This window comes from Thalassotalea profundi, from assembly GCF_014653195.1.
GTDB classification, from domain to species: Bacteria; Pseudomonadota; Gammaproteobacteria; order Enterobacterales; family Alteromonadaceae; genus Thalassotalea_B; species Thalassotalea_B profundi.
In genome coordinates this window covers 1-17,704 of sequence record NZ_BNAH01000022.1, presented here as the reverse complement: position 1 = coordinate 17,704, position 17,704 = coordinate 1, and the positions used below count along the sequence as shown (strand labels likewise).

Here is a 17,704-nt window from a genome sequence, read left to right as displayed (position 1 = left end):
TTAGTTCCCATGTGAGAGTAGGACATTGCTAGACTTCTATTTTAGGATAATGAAACGCAGTAAGCCTATGGTGTGTGACTTATGTCACTGAGAAAACCCATGTAAGAGCTAATTGAATATTATTATCCTTATGTTTAGAAAAACCCGCTAAACGCGGGTTTTTTGCCCCGTGGAGGGGTTCCCGAGTGGCCAAAGGGATCAGACTGTAAATCTGACGGCTCCGCCTTCGGTGGTTCGAATCCACCTCCCTCCACCATCTTATTCCATTAAGTGAAAGCTCAGTTAAAAACACTTTTAATTTTTAAAAGTGTTTTTAACTATCTACTGCATTTTATATGTGGAATGTTCTAAGAGATTCATACTTGCTTTTAAGCTTCAAAAATCTAAGATAAGATTCACTATCTGGCGTTAAACTTTTAAATTGTTTGATTAATACAGATGCTTGCTTAAAATCTTCGACACGTTTTTGGTTTTTCTCGAAGGAAACAAGTAATACTTGTAATAGATTAAGCTTAATTCCAATGTGGTTAGGAAAGTGTGTTAATGCTTGATTGAGTTTATCAATAGCTAAAACATAATGTTCAGCACGATACAAACTTACGCCAATTTCTAATGCTGTTTGCGCTGCTATTTTATCTTGTTCACTAATAGGTTTGTCTGAAAGAGCGACAACCTGAGACAATATTTCCATATTATCTGGATTTGCTTGAGATAGTTCGTCTAATAATATCTCAGCTTTTTTCCTACGATTTAATGCAATTAAAGACTTAGCAATATTAAAAGTACCATTAGCGGTTAAATTAGTTTTATAACGTTCTAATAGACGCTCAGCATCATTTAAACTTGCCCTTGCTAGTGAAACCTCATTTGCTTTGTTGTGAAGTCTAGCCGTTAAAAACAAAGTGATAATTTTAATTTCTTGGCTATTAAAGTCCCGAACCGTTTTAGTTAATATGTCAAATGCTTTAACATTTAATCGTCTTATTTGTCCGACACCTAATTCTTCTGCATGTTCGAGTAAAGAGTCTACAAATTGCAATGCATTGTCTGGATTCTTATGCACAGAATGGTAAGCTAATTCATTGGTTTTAGATAAAGCTTTAGTTGCTTTTCCAAATTGATTATTGTCAAAGCATAATTGCGCATACTCTTTCAAACGTGATACAGATCGAGGTGAAACTAGAAGTGCACTCTCTAGCACATTTTCTGCTTTTTCTAGCTGATTTGTTAGTTGATATGTTTTTGCCAGCCAATCATAAGCACTCAAGTAGTACTGATTGTCTTCTATGATGGCTGTGAAGTACTTTTCAGCTAAAGCGTAATTTTGCTCTATTAAGGCAATTTTACCTAGACCTAATGCTGCCCATTGGCAATTAACAGATCCTAAATATGCATGATAAATTCGTTTAGCTTTATCGTATTGTTTTAAATCAAAATACTGTCGAGATTTAATACCTAAGCATTCATGTTTATACAGAGTGTCATTTTTTATGGCCCTATCACAAAGGTGAATAACCATTCTATGATCTTTAACGTCCATTGCATGATAAATGGCATGCATTGCAATTTTTTTATCAAAGCACCGAGATAATCGAGTGCTTAAATCTTTCATTGTGTAGGGTTTGGTTAGATACTCATCGGGCTTATGTTCGAGCGCTGCCAGTACCATAGATTGCGAAACTTCAGCAGTGATCATGATTACAATGCATTGGCGACTTATCAGATTTTTAGCGCGTAATTCTTCGAGAAGTTGCTGACCATTTTTTTTATTATCACCAAGATCATAACCAAGAAGGATTACGTTGTAATTAACTTCAGCGCATTGAGATAAAATATCAGTGGAACGATGGCTAGTATCTACTTTTTTGGCGCCAAGACTATAACAAAATATTTTTAACATATCGCGCGATTGCTTGATGCTATCAATGATTAAAAATCGTTTGTTTTCATAATCTAGTTCTGCCATGAAATCCCTTTAGCTTCTTCACTGAATGCTGATGAAATGAATAAGATGATATTCATATATTAATAGATAAAATTAATTTGTGTAGTGTTGTTCTTTCTATATAAAAGATCAACAAGTTATTGTTTCAATGAGACTAAAATAATGCAATTTTGTTTTAATAAATAATAGAAGCAAAAGAGTTTACTTAACAAGTATAAATATTGTGTAAAGTTTGTCTATACTGTATGCTTCACCGCCGCTAAATACCAAGCAATATCGATAAAATACTAAATTAATAAAGAGATCACTGAATGGACTTTTCTGCCTTACCATTATCAAGCAAAATATTAGATGCCGTTGCAGAAAAAGGATATTTAAAGCCGTCTCCAATTCAGGAGCAAGCTATTCCTGCTATTTTAGCGGGTAATGATGTTATGGCAGCAGCTCAAACAGGTACAGGTAAAACAGCGGGCTTTACACTTCCTATACTCGAGTTATTATCAAAAGGTCAAAAAGCTAAAGCAAACCACATTAGAGCTTTAATATTAACACCTACTAGGGAGTTAGCCGCACAAGTAGGCGAAAGTGTAGCAACTTATGGTGAGCAGTTACCGTTAACGTCGGCCGTAGTCTTTGGAGGTGTAAAGATAAACCCGCAAATGATGAAATTACGACAAGGTGTCGACATTTTAGTTGCAACCCCTGGACGCTTAATGGATCTCTACCAACAAAATGCGGTTAAGTTTTCCCAAGTAGAAATATTAATTTTGGATGAAGCGGATAGAATGCTTGATATGGGGTTTATCAGAGATATTAAGAAAATTATATCGATTTTACCGTCAAGAAGACAAAACTTATTATTTTCGGCAACATTTTCCCCAGATATTAGAGAGTTAGCTAAAGGCCTAGTTAACAATCCCGTCGAAATCTCGGTAAATCCTGAAAATTCTACAGCGAAAACGGTAAAACAAACCGTTATACCGAGTGATAAAAAACAAAAGTCTCGATTGCTATGTCACTTGATTAAAGAAAATAATTGGCAGCAAGTGCTAGTGTTTACTAAAACAAAGCATGGAGCGAATAAATTAACAAAAGATTTAGAGTCGAAAGGTATTAATGCTGCTGCTATTCATGGAAATAAAAGTCAAGGGGCGAGAACAAAAGCTTTAGCAAATTTTAAATCAGGTGAAGTGAGTGTACTAGTTGCTACAGATATTGCTGCACGAGGCCTAGATATTGATCAATTACCACAAGTAGTTAATTTTGAATTGCCAAATGTTTCTGAAGATTATGTTCATAGAATAGGAAGAACGGGTCGTGCTGGTGCCGATGGTTTTGCTGTGTCATTGGTTTCCGCTGATGAACATAAACTTCTTGAAGACATAGAATATGTCATTCAACAACAAATTGAGCGTAAAATTGAACCCGGTTTTATACCAACAAATGAGCTTCCTCCATCTCGAGCGATTAAACCATTTAAAGCAAAGAAGCCAAAAAAAGTAAAACAGCCAAAGCTAGAACACAAAGATAGCCAACGAATAAGTGAAAGTTCGCGTGGCAAACAGCTGAAAAATAAGCGTCAACATCATCAAGTAGATGGAAAAAATTTAGCAGACAATAGAACTTCTAAAAGCTCAAGAACAAATAAGGCACATAAAGGTAAGACACAAGTAAATGCAGACCCTTATGCAGCAAGTCGTTAAATACAACTAAGTTACACTGTTCAATTATTTCTTAGCAAGCCATTTGTCTAAATTGTTGGCGAATGCTTGACGATCACTTTGGTTAATGGGTGGTACGCCACCTGTTTGAATACCACTAGAGCGTAAGTTGTCCATAAAATCGCGCATATTTAACTTTTGCCTAATATTACTTTCTGTATATAGTTCGCCTCTAGGATTTAATGCGGTTGCTCCTTTTGCGACAACTTCTGCAGCGAGCGGAATATCGCTAGTAATCACTAAATCTTCAATAGTACATTGTTTCACTATTTCATTATCAGCTACATCAAACCCGGCACTAACGTGCTGAAATTTTATATACTTAGAGGGAGGTATTCTTATTGAATGATTGGCCACCAAAGTCATTATTGTTTGTGTACGATCAGCAGCACGAAATAAAATCTCTTTGATAACAACGGGACAAGCATCAGCATCTACCCAAATTTTCATATTTTTTATTCTTTTATACGTGTTAAATTCAAACTGGGGTTACACTACTTTATAATCTTAAGAAGTTAAACCTTAAATAGTTAGCGCATATTTATGGTGCAATAATAGCTTAGATAAGGAAACTCAGTAATTATGTTGATTAAAAAAATATAAAGCTGAAGTCATCAATGAGATAGTCATTGTCTATTATGGAATAAAATCTGCAAATCAAAATTAACATTTGTTCATTAATACGCATAGAGAATAAAAATGAGTAAACCACAAAGAGATATAACGTTAAGATTTTTAGCTGAACCTCAAGATGTAAATTTTGGGGGGAAAGTACATGGTGGTGCAGTAATGAAGTGGATAGATTTAGCCGCTTATGCTTGTGCAGCTGGTTGGAGTGGTCGTTATTGTGTAACTGCATATGCAGGAGGCATCAAGTTCGTAGCGCCTATACATGTTGGTAGTTTAGTTGAGGTTGAAGCTAAGGTGATCTATACCGGCTCTACATCTATGCATATTGCTATTGAAGTTAATGCTTGTGATCCCAAGTCACTTATTCGACGAAAAACTACTCACTGTATTGTGATCATGGTGGCTGTTGATCAAAATGGGCAATCTGAACAAGTGCCAGAATGGATCCCTGAGACGGATGAAGATATAAAGCAGCATGCAACAGCCATCAGGTTAATGGATATGCGTAAACAAATTGGCGAACAAATGGAAATTTTCGCTAGTTAAGGAAATAAGAATATGAATATGGCATTAGAGAAGCTCAATGACATCAAAGAGATGAACGATGAAAAAAGAGCTGATTACTTTATCAAAGCAGTGATAGAAAACAATAAGATATGGATTTTAACTGATGAACATGGTTGTGTGATGCTCAATACAGAAGATGGGGATTGTGTTCCTGTATGGCCTAATGAAGAATTTGCACAATTATGGGCAACTGAAGAGTGGCAATCGTGCAAGGCGGAGTCTATTTCACTGAATAAATGGTTTAGTCGATGGACAGCTGGATTACTAGACGATGAAATTTCTATCGTGGTTTTTCCAAATGAATCTGATCAAGGCATGATATATGAACCTGATGATTTAGAAAATTCTCTTAAAGCTGAGCAAAAGAAACAGAGTAAGAGTCGTAATTAATGAATGACTTCTCAGATTTAGGTTTAAAAAAATCGCTAGTTAGTGCCGTAAATGCTTTAGGTTATACTGAACCTACAGCTATTCAGTTGCAAGCAATTCCTTTCGTGTTAGCAAATAGAGATGTAATGGCTCGTGCTCAAACAGGTACAGGGAAAACAGCCGCTTTTGCTTTACCTATATTACATAGATTATCAGATACGATATTAGATACACCACAAGTACGAGCTTTAGTGCTAACTCCTACACGCGAACTTGCCCAACAAGTTTATAAAAGCTTTAAGCAATATGCTGAAAATACAGAATTAACAATTGGTGTAGCCTATGGTGGTGTTAGTATTAACCCACAAATTGCAGCAATAAATGGAGGAATAGATGTTTTAGTGGCCACTCCAGGGAGACTGCTTGATCATTTAATTAATGAATCATTATCATTAATTAATTTAACGACAATCGTTTTTGATGAAGCCGATAGAATGTTGGACTTAGGCTTTAAAGATGAAATTAACCGCATTTTAAATCGTGCTCCCGCAACAAGGCAGACCTTGCTGTTTTCTGCAACATTTGATAATGAAATATTTAAACTGAGTAAAAGTTTACTTACAGACCCTACAATAATTGAGATTGGTGAACGTAATTCTGCGGCAACTAAAGTTGAACAAGTTGTTTACTGCGTAGATAAAGATAGGAAGCGGGAGTTAACTTCTTACTTAATTGGCTCAAAAAATTGGCACCAAGTGTTAATTTTCACTCGTACTAAGCAAGGTGCGGACGAATTGGCGAAAGAAATGTTGAAGGATGGTATAAAAACTCAGTCAATTCATGGTGATAAATCTCAAGGCGCTAGAGAAAAAGCGTTAGCAGATTTTAAAGCTGGTAAAACAAGGGCACTTGTAGCAACAGATGTTGCGGCAAGAGGTATAGATATTACTGATCTAAATTATGTGATTAACTATGAGCTACCTTATGTTGCTGAAGATTATGTACATCGTATTGGCAGAACGGCGCGTGCAGGTAAAGAAGGATTAGCGCTATCGTTAATGAGCCCTGACGAAGAGTGGTTACTTACTGCGGTTGAAAAAGTATTAGACGAACGATTATTGCAGCAATGGTTACCAGGATATGAACCTGATTTAACAAAAACAGAAAAGAGAGTGAATCAAGCTCGTAAACCTTCTAGACAAAAGCTGCGTCAGAAGGCGTTAGGCCAAAAAAAACAATCTCATAAACGTCGTTAATATTTATAATCAATTGATAAAAAAACGCAAACAAGTTAATTGTTTGCGTTTAAATAAAGTGAGAGCAAGTTTAAAACTAATCTAATGTTAATAAATGTGCTATTAACTGATTAAATTCTTTGAAAAAGTTATCTCTATCAAGTGAACTGTTGTTGATCACATACTTTCCGTTGACAACAAATGTAGGTACGCTAGTTAAATAGCGGCTTTTTGATAGAACATCTTGTAATTTTTTGTTGCGTTTGGCTTCACCAACAATAGAAAAACTCTTCATACCTTTATCAAATTTTTCACTATTCCCGCCTACAGAGACATAAATGGCTTTGAGGTCATCTTGATCAGAGATACTTTGACGTTTAGTTTGCAAGTGATTGAAAAGTGCAGAAGAAAATTCAGATGCTACACCTGTTTTTTCTGCAACAGCATGGGCTGTACTGATCATAAATTGAATTTCACCTGATGTGTTTCCCATAAAGTCAACATGGGTTTTTTCTAACGTTACGTTATTAGGTAGTGCTTTTTCTATCTCAGGTAAACTGGCTTCAAAGCCACGACAAGCTGGACAATAGTAAGAAAAATATTCACGAACTTCAGCCTTGTTTGTTTTTGATGTTGGTGCAACAGAATAATGTTTTCCTTCTTCCCATTTTGCTGCTGAAACTGACAAAGAGGCAAGCAAAACAGTAAATAAGGCGACTAAATATTTTTTCATAGGGTTAAAACTCTTTATTAAATATTAATGCGAATTAAACAAGATAATATCACCATTAAGGAGAATAGGTAACATTTCTAAGGGATAAGACCGAGTTAACACGATAAAATTTGCTAAACAAATGTAAAAAAGTTTGTCTGCTTTTGATATTCATTTTACCAAAAAGTATTTATAGTGGAGTTTTTGAATAATATTATGTCACTATGTCTATCTCATCCCAAATCGTTGAACTTGATAGTGTATTTACACTGATTAAAAAGGCTGTAATACGACAGCGAGCTCCTCTAGCTATGTTTCAATCAACGGGTTTACGCTTTAATCATGTTGAACCTAACATCAAGACAATAAAGTCATTTCAAATGATGTTTGGCTGTAAAGAACTACCGGTAAGCTATATGTTTATTCAAGGGTTTCGTTGTATAGGGCAACTGTTGGTAAGTAGTAAAATACCCAGTAAATTAATGGGTATGATACATTTAACTAGCAATTATAAGGTGGTTAAAGCTCATGATTGGTTAAAGCCGGTTGACATTGAAGTGCGGATCAATTCGTGTGTTGACAGTGAGAAAGGCCTTATTTATTCATTATCTACTTATTTTTATCAATTAGGACAACTAACGTTAGTGAATGAAAATGAATTTTTAGATAAAAGAACAAATTACCAAAGCAGTAAAAATAATAAAGTAGCTCTCACTGCACCTGATATCAAAACCATCGATAAGTCACACTACAGTCAACAATTAGCAAGGCAATATGCCAAAGTATCGGGAGATTATAATCCAATACATATTCACCCTTTGTTAGCGAAAGTTTTTGGTTTGAAATCGTCAGTTATGCATGGCATGTATGGCTTGCATTGGATGTTAACTCATCAGCATATATTAACGTCAAAGGCAGAAGAGGAGATTTCACATCATAAAACAGTTACAGTTAGCTTCAATCGACCTTGTTACTTGCCAAAAACTGTATTATTGACTGAAAGTATCGATCAACAAAGCTACGCATTATATTCTGAAGGATTCAAAGATAGATTTATAAAGTTAGCATTTAATTAGAAACTCTTGATACCTGTTAAGTGACCAAATAACTAAATTTTTAACATAAGGAAGGAAGTCTCATGCAAAGCCACGAAATAGATTATGAAATTATTGGACATTCCATGCAAATGGTTGAGGTTGAATTAGATCAAGGTGAAACCGTTATTGCAGAAGCTGGTGCAATGAACTACATGGAAGATGGTATTGATTTTGAAACCAAGATGGGCGACGGTTCAGATGAAAATCAAGGCATAATGAGTAAGCTATTCTCTGCTGGTAAAAGAGCATTAACGGGAGAGTCTGTGTTTTTAACGCATTTTACAAATCAACAATATGGCAAAAAGAGAGTTGCATTTGCAGCACCTTTCCCAGGCTCTATTATTCCTGTTGACCTAGCTCAAATAGGCGGTCAAATCACTTGTCAAAAAGATTCGTTCTTATGTGCTGCATTAGGCACTAAAGTTGATATTGCTTTTAATAAAAGACTAGGGAGCGGTTTTTTTGGTGGAGAGGGGTTTATTTTGCAAAGTTTACATGGTGACGGCAAAGCCTTTTTACATGCGGGTGGCACGGTGGTTGAAAAACAATTAAATGGTGAAACATTACGCTTAGATACAGGGTGCTTAGTTGCCTTTAGTCAAGGTATAGAGTACAGCATCGAAATGACATCGGGCTTAAAGAGTATGTTTTTTGGTGGGGAAGGTTTTTTTATGGCAACATTAAGTGGTCACGGTAAAGTGTGGATTCAAAGTTTACCTTTCTCTCGTTTGGCTGACAGAATTATTCAGCATGCCCCCAAATTAGGCGGAAGTTCAAAAGGAGAATAAAGCCCTAATGTTAATTAAGATTAAGATTAAGATTAAGATTAAGATTAAGATAAAGAAATGGACTTATGCCTAGTATTTTAGTGGTTGATGATAGGCCAGATATTCGCTTAAGTTTGGTAGTGTTACTTGAATCACATGGACATATGGTTGTTGAGGCTGATACACCTCAAGTCGCGCAATCAATGTTAGGAAAACATGAGGTAGCATTAATTTTACTCGATATGAATTATGCTTTAGATACCACGTCGGGGGAAGAAGGTTTAAGCTTTTTAAGCTGGTTACAGAAACAAAATCTAACTATTCCTGTGATTGCTATGACGGCATGGTCGAATACAGAGATTGTTGTCAAAGCTATGCAGCTAGGTGCCAATGACTTTATTGAGAAGCCTTGGCGTAATAAGCAACTTTTGCATGTTATTGGCCAACAGCTAAATATTCAACGATTGACTTTGCAAAATACACAATTAAAAAGTCGTATTGATACCCAATTAGAACAACCTTATCAATGGCGTTCTGAGGTGATGCAGAAGCTTCATAAAAAAATTGAGGCAATTGCTAATACCGATGTCAGTGTTTTATTAATGGGTGAAAATGGTACAGGAAAAACAGAATTAGCTCGCTACATTCATCAACAGTCCCTTCGTGCGGATCAAGGTTTTATTTCTGTTAATATGGGTGCGATCAGTGAAGGGTTATTTGAAAGCGAGATGTTTGGTCATCAAAAAGGGGCTTTTACTGATGCCAAAAGTTCACGTGTCGGACGTTTTGAATTGGCAGAAAAAGGCAGCTTATTTCTTGATGAAATTGCCAATATACCATTATCACAACAAGCAAAATTGCTAAGAGTATTAGAAACGGGGGAGTATGAAGTATTAGGCGCTAGTAAAACAAGACGCAGTAATACTCGTATTATTTCTGCGACGAATAGTGATCTTAACGGGTTAATTAGCCAAAAATTATTTAGAGAAGACTTATATTACCGATTAAATACACTTGAGTTTGTCTTGCCAACATTGAGAGAAAGGACGGAGGATATTCTTCCCCTTGCTCTATACTTTGTCGCTAAATTTAATAAAAAATATCAAAAGAATATTGATACGTTATCAAAACATACCGAACAAGCCTTACTTAACTATCAATGGCCGGGTAACGTAAGAGAAATGCGTCACCTTATTGAAAGAGCGGTCATTCTTGCCAGTACTAATCAATTAACATTAGCGGATTTACCTATTGCTCCAATCAATGATAATGAATCTGACTGTAACCAAAAACACACATTAAGCGCATCTAGAGAGCTACCTATGATGACTCTCGAACAGGCTGAAATAACCTTGGTTAAGCAAGCCCTTGAAAAAGCGAAACATAATGTACCTAAAGCCGCGATTTTACTTGGGTTAACAAAGGCTTCAATGTATCGAAGAATAGAAAAATATGGCATTAATAAAAAGTAATTCACTAGAAGCTTTTATCGTATATAAGCTGAGCCTAGTGTTTATCAGTATCGCGATTTTGGTAGGATTGCTAGCGTGGCAATATGGCTTGGCACTTCATTGGATAATACTTGTCGTATTATCAGTATTTTCTTGTTCTTTTTGGTATATTATGTCATTCAAACAACAGGTTATGCGTGCGTATACACGTGCTACTCTGCATGTAGACGCTATTAGCCAAGAGGATTATAATCAGTTTGGGCGATCGGCATTCCCTCAAGGTAAAGTTAAAGCTTTCCACCAGCAATTAAAACTATTAAGTGAAAAGCTGCAACAGCAAAAATCTCATAATGATCAACATGTTTACCTAGTTTATCAACTGATTGCACAATTAGACTCGCCTATTATTATATTTGATGAAAATCAAAGGCTTGAATTTGGTAATGATGCTTTTCAACATCTCTTCAATCAACCATGGCAAATGTATCGACACGCATCGGCTGAGTTACTAGGTCTTCAATTTACCCCAAACAGCTGGCTACTCAAGGATCAAAGTAAACAAGCTAAATGGCAAATTCGCCATAGTGAGTTTATCAATGAAGGGGAAACGCACCAACTGCTTGTTTTTATTAATATTGAACCTGCACTTCGTCAGAGCCAACTCAATGCTTGGCAGCAAATTATTCGTGTGTTAAGCCATGAAATCCGTAATTCATTAACGCCAGTGTCATCTATGGCTGAAACATTAGCCGATAAAGCAACAGATAAGCGAGACCAACAAGTATTATCGGTAATTACTGAGCGGTGCTTACACTTACAATCTTTTGTTGATCGCTATTCATCATTATCTCGTCAATTAACGATAAATTCTCAGCCTATATCAATTAAGTACCTAATTAATGAAGTAATTACTGGGTTATTTAAAGACAAAAGGATTGTATTAAAATCTTCCCTCGAAACTATTTGGGCAGATAGAGAGTTACTTGAACAAGTTTTAATAAACGTAGTTAAAAATGCTTTCGAAGCACAAGCAACTGAAATTCTTATCGAGGTTGAGGAGCAAGACCAATATATAATAATGGAGATTTGTGATAACGGACATGGTTTTGCAAATATAAATAATTTGTTTGTTCCTTTATATACCACCAAGAAAAACGGTCAGGGTATTGGTTTAAGTTTTTGTAGAAATATAATAGAACAGCACGGTGGAATTATGGAATTACATAATAATTCACAGCATGGAGTAACTGTTATGATACTTTTACCTAATCCGCAAGCCCATTAAAAATAGACTGTGTACGATTTTGAACTGTTGCGGTTCATTTTCGAACCATTGAAAACATACTTCTTCATGTCTAACTCAAACATTTTAGGGTAACCAAATTGTTAAAGATAAAATGGGTTGAAATATTTAGAGTAGATTAATGAAAAAGTAACAGTAATAATGGTAAATTAAGAAACAGTTGATTTTTAATAATAGTTAACAATGAGGAAGACAAATATATGAAAAAAATTACAACATTGGTTTTGGCATGCTCTCTTGCTGTATCTTCATCTGCAATGGCGGATGTGGCAAAATCAGAAAAACAAGCTAAACGTTCAGTAGAGTTACGCCAAGCAATTTTTTCGTTATTGGGTTCCAATATGGGAACTTTAGGTGCGATGGCAAAAGGACAAATACCTGTAGATGCAGCTGTTGTTGAAAAAAATGCAACTCGTATTAACCAATTATCATTAATGATTGATGATTACACTCGCGTAGATACTTCGGGTTTTGATGTAAAAACTGAGGCGTTAGATAAAGTTTGGACTGAGCGTAGTAATTTTGAAAAGCATATAGCAGACTTTACAACGGCTTCAATAGCATTGCAAAAAGCTGCCGCCACTGGCGATGAAGGAACAATAAAGAAAGCAATAGGTGGAGTCGGTAAAACGTGTGGTGGTTGCCACGATATCTTTAAGAAAGATTAATTATAACTCTACTTTAAATTTAAAGGCGCTTCCAATGTAGGTTGCGCCTATATTGTTTAAAAACTGTAAACTCTCTAGTAATAGAATTCTTCCACCTCGGGTATATTAAGTACCACCAGCCAATAGATAAATGCACAAACAATGATTAGCAAAATAATTGCTGTTAGAAGCTTTGAGTGAGTAATTGCAGACGCAACAAATTTTTTTTCGACCCATTTTTTTCCAGTAAACATTGCTGTGATTAAGTTCTGCTTTTTGATCAGTAAGTAGTATGAAATGGCTACAATATGTAGTGTCGAGACAATAATAATAATATCAAAGATGTTACTATGAATCAGTGACATAAACTTTTGAGTTTCTTTACTTACAGAATCAAAATAAGGACCATTTGTAAATATATCATCTGTCATAAATAGCCCACTTGTTGATTGCAGAAGTAATAAAGCCAACATAAATAAGACCATTAAACTACCTAACGGATTATGACCAAGGTAAGGCTTATTGTTATCTTTAATATAAGCTTTCACTTCATTGGGGTTGGGTGTGAATTGAGAAAATTTAGCGTATTTAGTGCCAATAAAACCCCAGCATATGCGGAAGATAACTAGACCTAAAATAGTGTAGCCAAATAGCATATGAATATCGATTAAACCTCGATCACCTTCACTGGTATACCAGGAGCCTATTAAACAAATAACTAAAGCCCAATGAAATAGCCTTACAGGAAGATCCCATATGAGAATATGCTTTTTAGTCAAAATTGAACCTCATTAATTCAAATACTTTATTTGCTAGCCATTATAGCGATAAGAATGAAAATAATAAGTCTTACATGGATATTAAAAAAGTTCGGAAATGAACTGTTAGTTAAACTAATAAGAAGGGGGTCTTGTATCTAGTTGTTTTTATTGAATTAAACTTATTGGCATGTTATTCGCTATGGTATTGAGTATGAAGAATTATAGACAAATGTAATGGATATTATTAAACCTAAAAGTCGTTATAGCCCTTATAAAAAAGTAACGAAAATAAGCATATTTATTGTAGTTTCATTTATTGCTATTTGGCAAAGTAATATTCATTTAAACAAAGTGACGTTAGCAAAGAAAGATTTACTCATTGCAAAAGTACAAAAAGGTGAGCTTTTGGTAACGGTGGATGGTTACGGAAACTTAGTCTCTTCTAAAGTGCAATTATTAACAAGTGACACCCGAGCAACGGTGGCGGAAATAATATTAAAGCCAGGTGCACAGATAAAAAAAGGCGATGTGATTGTAAAGCTTTCAAATCCTGAGTTGACACAACAATTCAATGGTGCAGAACAAGAATTGGCGCTATATCGAGCAAATTTAAGACAGCTTAAACTAAATAATAAGCGAGAAATGCTTAATGAAAGCTCATTGCATACTCAGCTTTTTGCTGAATATGAAAGTGCAAAACTTAAGCGAGAAGCTGAAGCTAGATTAGTTGAAAAAGGCATTGTTTCCCAGCTCACCTTTCGTGAAAGTGAGCTAAATGAAAAGCAACTTGAAAAGCGACTTGAAATACTTCTTAAACGAATAGATCAGCTTGCTTTAGTGCACGAAGAAGCCATTAACATTCAACAAGAAAGAATCAATCAACAACAAGGTTTAGTCGATATTGCTAAAAATAAAGTACAAAATTTAAATATACGAGCGAGTCTAGATGGGGTAGTACAAAAATTAAGCGTTGTTTTAGGGCAAAGCTTATCAGCCGGCGAAGAAATTGCGATAATCGGTAGTACCTCAGATTTAAAAGCATTAATAAAAATACCACAAAGCAAAGCACAAACCATTGTACTCGATCAAAAAGTAGAAATAGATACTCGACAAGATAAAATTGAAGGGCGTGTAGTTCGCATTGATCCTGTAGTAACTGAGAATACTGTAGAAATAGAGGTTGCAATAGTGCAATTATTGCCTAAAAGCGCGAGACCTTATCAAAATGTAGATGCCACCATTATTACCAATGTGCTTAACGATGTACTTTATGTTGAACTACCCAGTAACGTAAAAAGCTTTACGGAACTTATGTTGTATAAATTAAATAGTACTCGAGATATGGCTATAAAAAACAAAGTGAAGTTTGGCATAAAAGCGGGTCGTTTCATAGAGATAGAAAGTGGCTTAGGTGAAGGCGAACATCTAATTATTTCAGACTTAAGTAATTATATTCAACAACAAATAAGTCTCAATTGAATATCAACTTAAAATGTCATATTCAATAAGAAATTTTAAAAAACAATTATAAAAGGAAATGTTATGAGCGAAGAAAAAATGCAAGAAATTGTAAAAATGGAGAAAATTTCAAAAATATTTGAAACTGAAGAGTTAGAAACACACGCATTAAAGGAAATTAACCTTACCATCAATCAAGGCGATTATATTTGTATTGCAGGGCCTTCAGGTTGTGGAAAATCAACCTTACTTTCGATAATGGGCTTGCTCGATGTGGCAAGCCAAGGTGAATATTTTATTGAAGGGATAAATGTAACAAAATTAAGTTTGGATCAAGCCGCGGAAGTAAGAAACGAGAAAATAGGATTTATATTTCAATCGTTTAATTTAATAGATGAACTGTCGGTATTTGACAATGTGGCATTACCATTACGCTACCATAAAGCGACTTTTACTAAGAAGGAAATAGAAGAAAGAGTAACTGAATGTTTGAAATTGGTAGGACTGACTCATCGAGTTAGCCACAAGCCTAATCAATTATCTGGTGGTCAGCAGCAAAGAGTCGCAATAGCACGGGCGCTAGTGGCTAAACCTGCATTGCTATTGGTTGATGAACCTACCGGTAACTTAGACTCGAAAAGTGGTGACCAAGTAATGGCAGTACTTAAAGAGCTAAATGATAATGGCACTACGATTTGTATGGTAACCCACGACCCTCGTTATGCCGATATGGCAAAAATTAAAATTCAGCTGCTTGATGGCACTATTTTGCAAGCACCGAAAGCTAAATTAGCCAGTTAATACTTTTACCAATAAGCATAAGTGAAGCACAACATGACTCTTTTTATTTATCAAATTAAACAAGCTGTACTGAGTTTAAAACAAAGCCCAGTTTTTGTTTTCAGCATTGTTTCTACCATGGGAATATCGTTTGGTGCATTGTTATGTGCGTTAACTTTGGCCTACGTTATGCTATTTAAACCGCTGCCTTATCAAGATCAAAATCGCTTATTCACGGTAGAGCACCAATTAGTAGATAACCAAAATCATATTGACGGTAATGCTTTTACCTATCCAAATCTAATGTATTTATATAGGCATCAATCGGTATTTGAACAAAGTGCATTAATGTATTTAGACGGCGGTATCATTACATCACTATCAACAGAGCCAATGGTTGAAATATCGTTTGTAACACCTAGTTGGTTTAGTTTATTTAATAGTAAAGCACACTTAGGGCGTTTATTTGATGAGAATGAGGGGTTGGATAGTTATAACCCAGTTGCCATTATCACTTACCAAATGTGGCAAGGTTTATATACAGGAACCGCAGATATTATTGGTAAGTCAATTACTTTTGGAGATAAAAATTACAAGATAATTGGAGTGATCTCGCCTGATTATGTTCATCCGAAAATTGCTGGCGCGGCTTATCAAGCACAAGTATTTTTGCCTTGGGATTACAATACGGTGTCTGATTATGATCGTAAACAATGGGGCAATGATGATGGCGGTTTAATGTATGTCGGTAAATTATCTGAGCCGCTAAGTGTAAGCAATTCAACTGATACTAATAGCCAAGTGTTAACGCAGTTAGTTAATGATAACTGGCAAAATCAAGTAGTGGGCAGAAAGTTTTTTAATGATTGGCGTATTCAAATAAAGGTACATTCTTTAATTGATACTATCGTTGGCGAGAGTAAATATAGCATCTATTTACTCGTGGCTGGAGCAATAGGGTTAGCACTTATTGCTTGTGCAAATATTGCCAATTTATTTGTATCGAGAACGGCCCAACAACAGCAACAACTAGCGATAAAAGCGGCGTTAGGTGCGTCAAAGAAACAGTTATATTTTGATTTAATGATTGAAGTTGGGTTATTGATGTTACTGGCTATGGGATCTGCTCAGGTTGTAGCTGCTTTAGGTTTTAGCCTAATGGAATATTACTTTAGCTCATATATACCACGCATAAGTGAGTTATCACTCAACAGCTTTTCTAGTGTAAGTTCATTAACGATTGTGGTTTTTAACACCCTGGCCTTTACCTTTATTTGCCAACGAATGATCAACTATCGCAACTTAAACGCGAGTATTAATAGTAGTGGTAAAGGCAACGCCGTTCAGGTGTCGAAAAAGCTAAGAACGATACTTATTAGTTGGCAAGTGGCCGTGGCATTTACCTTAGTATTTAGCAACGTTATGCTATTTCAAGAAAGCTTGAAATTAAGTAATCGTACGTTAGGTTATCAAACGGATAATATTTACTCAGCAGTGCTGTCATTACCAGATAGTGAAGTTGAAGAAAATTATGAGCTTAAAAAATCCTATCTTGCCCAATTGAAAGAAAAATTAAGTGCAGATCCTCGAATTGAACAAGTTAGCCAAGGTATGCGTCCATCAATTTTCAGCACACTTGCGATCACGATTGAGAAAACACAAAAACGCTATTCAACCTCGGCGAAAGATGTCGATCATCTATACTTTCCATTAATTGGGCAACCGATTATTTTAGGAGAAAACTTTAGTGCTGCAGATATCGCAGACAACAATAGTGTGGTTATTGTTAATGACATAATGGCAAATGAGTTAGCGCCTGATGGTCAAGCACTTGGTATTACCTTTACTAACGGCGCGCGTATTATTGGTGTGGTTAAGAGCATTAATATTCCAGGGAGTAGTATCAGCAAACCGCGATTTTATTTTCCGGCTCATCCCTCAAGAAATATGATTTTAATAAAGCTTAAGGCTGGCCAAAACTACAATCGAGATGAACTGATCAGCACGATAAAATCAGTCAATAATCGTATTAGCCTTTTTAGCTTTGCAACACTTGAACACTATAAAAATGAAAGGTTATTTGTTGCGACGGTTACTACCATAACCGCTTTTGTTGTTATTTTACTGACGCTATTATTATCAGGGCTTGGACTGTTTGGAGTACTCACTTACTTAAGCCAAATGCGTCGCTTTGAAATAGGTACGCGTATGGCAATTGGTGCCAAAGGACGCGATATTATTGCAACAGTGATCAAAGAAAA

Annotated in this window: 16 protein-coding genes and 1 tRNA gene; 13 read left to right on the top strand and 4 right to left on the bottom strand. The window is 35.6% G+C overall.

The annotated features are described in order from the left end of the window. Nucleotides 1-171 precede the first annotated feature (171 nt). Nucleotides 172-256: transfer RNA gene (locus IE155_RS17725), tRNA-Tyr, on the top strand. Nucleotides 257-331: 75 nt separating this feature from the next. Here IE155_RS17725 and IE155_RS17720 read toward each other — a convergent pair. Continuing rightward, complete coding sequence (locus IE155_RS17720; RefSeq protein WP_189379664.1) at nt 332-1,966, bottom strand: tetratricopeptide repeat-containing response regulator; 1,635 nt, start codon at nt 1,964-1,966, stop codon at nt 332-334. 290 nt (nt 1,967-2,256) lie between these two features. Here IE155_RS17720 and IE155_RS17715 point away from each other — a divergent pair, with 290 nt between their 5' ends. Continuing rightward, nucleotides 2,257-3,648, top strand: a complete 1,392-nt coding sequence (locus IE155_RS17715; protein ID WP_189379662.1) for a DEAD/DEAH box helicase — start codon at nt 2,257-2,259, stop codon at nt 3,646-3,648. 24 nt (nt 3,649-3,672) lie between these two features. Here the strand turns inward: IE155_RS17715 and IE155_RS17710 are convergent, their stop codons facing one another. After that, a complete protein-coding gene (locus IE155_RS17710; protein ID WP_189379660.1) occupies nt 3,673-4,116 on the bottom strand; it encodes a YaiI/YqxD family protein in 444 nt (147 codons plus the stop codon). Nucleotides 4,117-4,365: 249 nt separating this feature from the next. On the opposite strand from IE155_RS17710, the gene IE155_RS17705 reads away from it, so the two are divergent. Genes IE155_RS17705 through IE155_RS17695 form a run of 3 tightly spaced genes read left to right on the top strand, consistent with a single transcriptional unit; the run spans nt 4,366 to nt 6,488 of the window. Then, complete coding sequence (locus tag IE155_RS17705; protein WP_189379658.1) at nt 4,366-4,842, top strand: acyl-CoA thioesterase; 477 nt, start codon at nt 4,366-4,368, stop codon at nt 4,840-4,842. 12 nt (nt 4,843-4,854) lie between these two features. Continuing rightward, entirely contained in the window at nt 4,855-5,253 is a 399-nt protein-coding gene (locus tag IE155_RS17700; RefSeq protein WP_189379656.1) for a DUF2750 domain-containing protein, read from the top strand. Further along, on the top strand, nt 5,253-6,488 hold the full coding sequence (locus IE155_RS17695; protein ID WP_189379654.1) for a DEAD/DEAH box helicase: 1,236 nt from the start codon (nt 5,253-5,255) through the stop codon (nt 6,486-6,488). The genes IE155_RS17700 and IE155_RS17695 overlap by 1 nt, the downstream gene beginning before the upstream one ends. 76 nt (nt 6,489-6,564) lie before the next feature. Here the strand turns inward: IE155_RS17695 and IE155_RS17690 are convergent, their stop codons facing one another. Next, the gene (locus IE155_RS17690; protein WP_189379652.1) at nt 6,565-7,200 is read right to left on the bottom strand and encodes a thiol:disulfide interchange protein DsbA/DsbL; all 636 of its coding nucleotides are present in this window, start codon (nt 7,198-7,200) and stop codon (nt 6,565-6,567) included. Nucleotides 7,201-7,403: 203 nt separating this feature from the next. On the opposite strand from IE155_RS17690, the gene IE155_RS17685 reads away from it, so the two are divergent. The 5 genes from IE155_RS17685 (at nt 7,404) to IE155_RS17665 (ending at nt 12,465) form a co-directional block, all read left to right on the top strand. Then, complete coding sequence (locus IE155_RS17685) at nt 7,404-8,255, top strand: MaoC/PaaZ C-terminal domain-containing protein (protein ID WP_189379650.1); 852 nt, start codon at nt 7,404-7,406, stop codon at nt 8,253-8,255. Nucleotides 8,256-8,317: 62 nt separating this feature from the next. Continuing rightward, nucleotides 8,318-9,064: a TIGR00266 family protein gene (locus tag IE155_RS17680; protein WP_189379648.1), complete on the top strand. Its 747-nt coding sequence runs from the start codon at nt 8,318-8,320 to the stop codon at nt 9,062-9,064. A gap of 65 nt (nt 9,065-9,129) precedes the next feature. After that, a complete protein-coding gene (locus tag IE155_RS17675; RefSeq protein WP_189379646.1) occupies nt 9,130-10,515 on the top strand; it encodes a sigma-54-dependent transcriptional regulator in 1,386 nt (461 codons plus the stop codon). Beyond that, complete coding sequence (locus tag IE155_RS17670) at nt 10,496-11,779, top strand: sensor histidine kinase (RefSeq protein WP_189379644.1); 1,284 nt, start codon at nt 10,496-10,498, stop codon at nt 11,777-11,779. The genes IE155_RS17675 and IE155_RS17670 overlap by 20 nt, the downstream gene beginning before the upstream one ends. Nucleotides 11,780-11,997: 218 nt before the next feature. After that, nucleotides 11,998-12,465, top strand: coding sequence for a c-type cytochrome (locus IE155_RS17665; RefSeq protein WP_189379642.1), 468 nt, complete (start codon nt 11,998-12,000; stop codon nt 12,463-12,465). 74 nt (nt 12,466-12,539) lie between these two features. Here the strand turns inward: IE155_RS17665 and IE155_RS17660 are convergent, their stop codons facing one another. Beyond that, nucleotides 12,540-13,223: a cytochrome b/b6 domain-containing protein gene (locus IE155_RS17660; RefSeq protein WP_229817450.1), complete on the bottom strand. Its 684-nt coding sequence runs from the start codon at nt 13,221-13,223 to the stop codon at nt 12,540-12,542. A gap of 216 nt (nt 13,224-13,439) precedes the next feature. Between IE155_RS17660 and IE155_RS17655 the strand changes: the two genes are divergently transcribed. The 3 genes from IE155_RS17655 to IE155_RS17645 form a co-directional block, all read left to right on the top strand. Then, nucleotides 13,440-14,684 (top strand): HlyD family secretion protein, encoded by a 1,245-nt coding sequence (locus IE155_RS17655; protein ID WP_189379640.1) that lies wholly within the window; start codon nt 13,440-13,442, stop codon nt 14,682-14,684. A 63-nt stretch (nt 14,685-14,747) separates the two neighbouring features. Next, a complete protein-coding gene (locus IE155_RS17650) occupies nt 14,748-15,464 on the top strand; it encodes an ABC transporter ATP-binding protein (RefSeq protein ID WP_189379638.1) in 717 nt (238 codons plus the stop codon). Between the two features lie 33 nt (nt 15,465-15,497). Then, nucleotides 15,498-17,704: ABC transporter permease (locus IE155_RS17645; protein ID WP_189379636.1), on the top strand; the 2,207-nt coding region annotated here is incomplete at its 3' end.

What these genes read in the sequence shown, in the direction of transcription:
- IE155_RS17655 (WP_189379640.1), top strand. Translation starts at nt 13,440, where the DNA reads ATGGATATTATTAAACCTAAAAGTCGTTATAGCCCTTATAAAAAAGTA.
- IE155_RS17720 (WP_189379664.1), bottom strand. Translation starts at nt 1,966, where the DNA reads ATGGCAGAACTAGATTATGAAAACAAACGATTTTTAATCATTGATAGC.
- IE155_RS17690 (WP_189379652.1), bottom strand. Translation starts at nt 7,200, where the DNA reads ATGAAAAAATATTTAGTCGCCTTATTTACTGTTTTGCTTGCCTCTTTG.
- IE155_RS17695 (WP_189379654.1), top strand. Translation starts at nt 5,253, where the DNA reads ATGAATGACTTCTCAGATTTAGGTTTAAAAAAATCGCTAGTTAGTGCC.
- IE155_RS17705 (WP_189379658.1), top strand. Translation starts at nt 4,366, where the DNA reads ATGAGTAAACCACAAAGAGATATAACGTTAAGATTTTTAGCTGAACCT.
- IE155_RS17665 (WP_189379642.1), top strand. Translation starts at nt 11,998, where the DNA reads ATGAAAAAAATTACAACATTGGTTTTGGCATGCTCTCTTGCTGTATCT.
- IE155_RS17680 (WP_189379648.1), top strand. Translation starts at nt 8,318, where the DNA reads ATGCAAAGCCACGAAATAGATTATGAAATTATTGGACATTCCATGCAA.
- IE155_RS17670 (WP_189379644.1), top strand. Translation starts at nt 10,496, where the DNA reads ATGGCATTAATAAAAAGTAATTCACTAGAAGCTTTTATCGTATATAAG.
- IE155_RS17700 (WP_189379656.1), top strand. Translation starts at nt 4,855, where the DNA reads ATGAATATGGCATTAGAGAAGCTCAATGACATCAAAGAGATGAACGAT.
- IE155_RS17685 (WP_189379650.1), top strand. Translation starts at nt 7,404, where the DNA reads ATGTCTATCTCATCCCAAATCGTTGAACTTGATAGTGTATTTACACTG.
- IE155_RS17675 (WP_189379646.1), top strand. Translation starts at nt 9,130, where the DNA reads ATGCCTAGTATTTTAGTGGTTGATGATAGGCCAGATATTCGCTTAAGT.
- IE155_RS17650 (WP_189379638.1), top strand. Translation starts at nt 14,748, where the DNA reads ATGAGCGAAGAAAAAATGCAAGAAATTGTAAAAATGGAGAAAATTTCA.
- IE155_RS17715 (WP_189379662.1), top strand. Translation starts at nt 2,257, where the DNA reads ATGGACTTTTCTGCCTTACCATTATCAAGCAAAATATTAGATGCCGTT.
- IE155_RS17710 (WP_189379660.1), bottom strand. Translation starts at nt 4,116, where the DNA reads ATGAAAATTTGGGTAGATGCTGATGCTTGTCCCGTTGTTATCAAAGAG.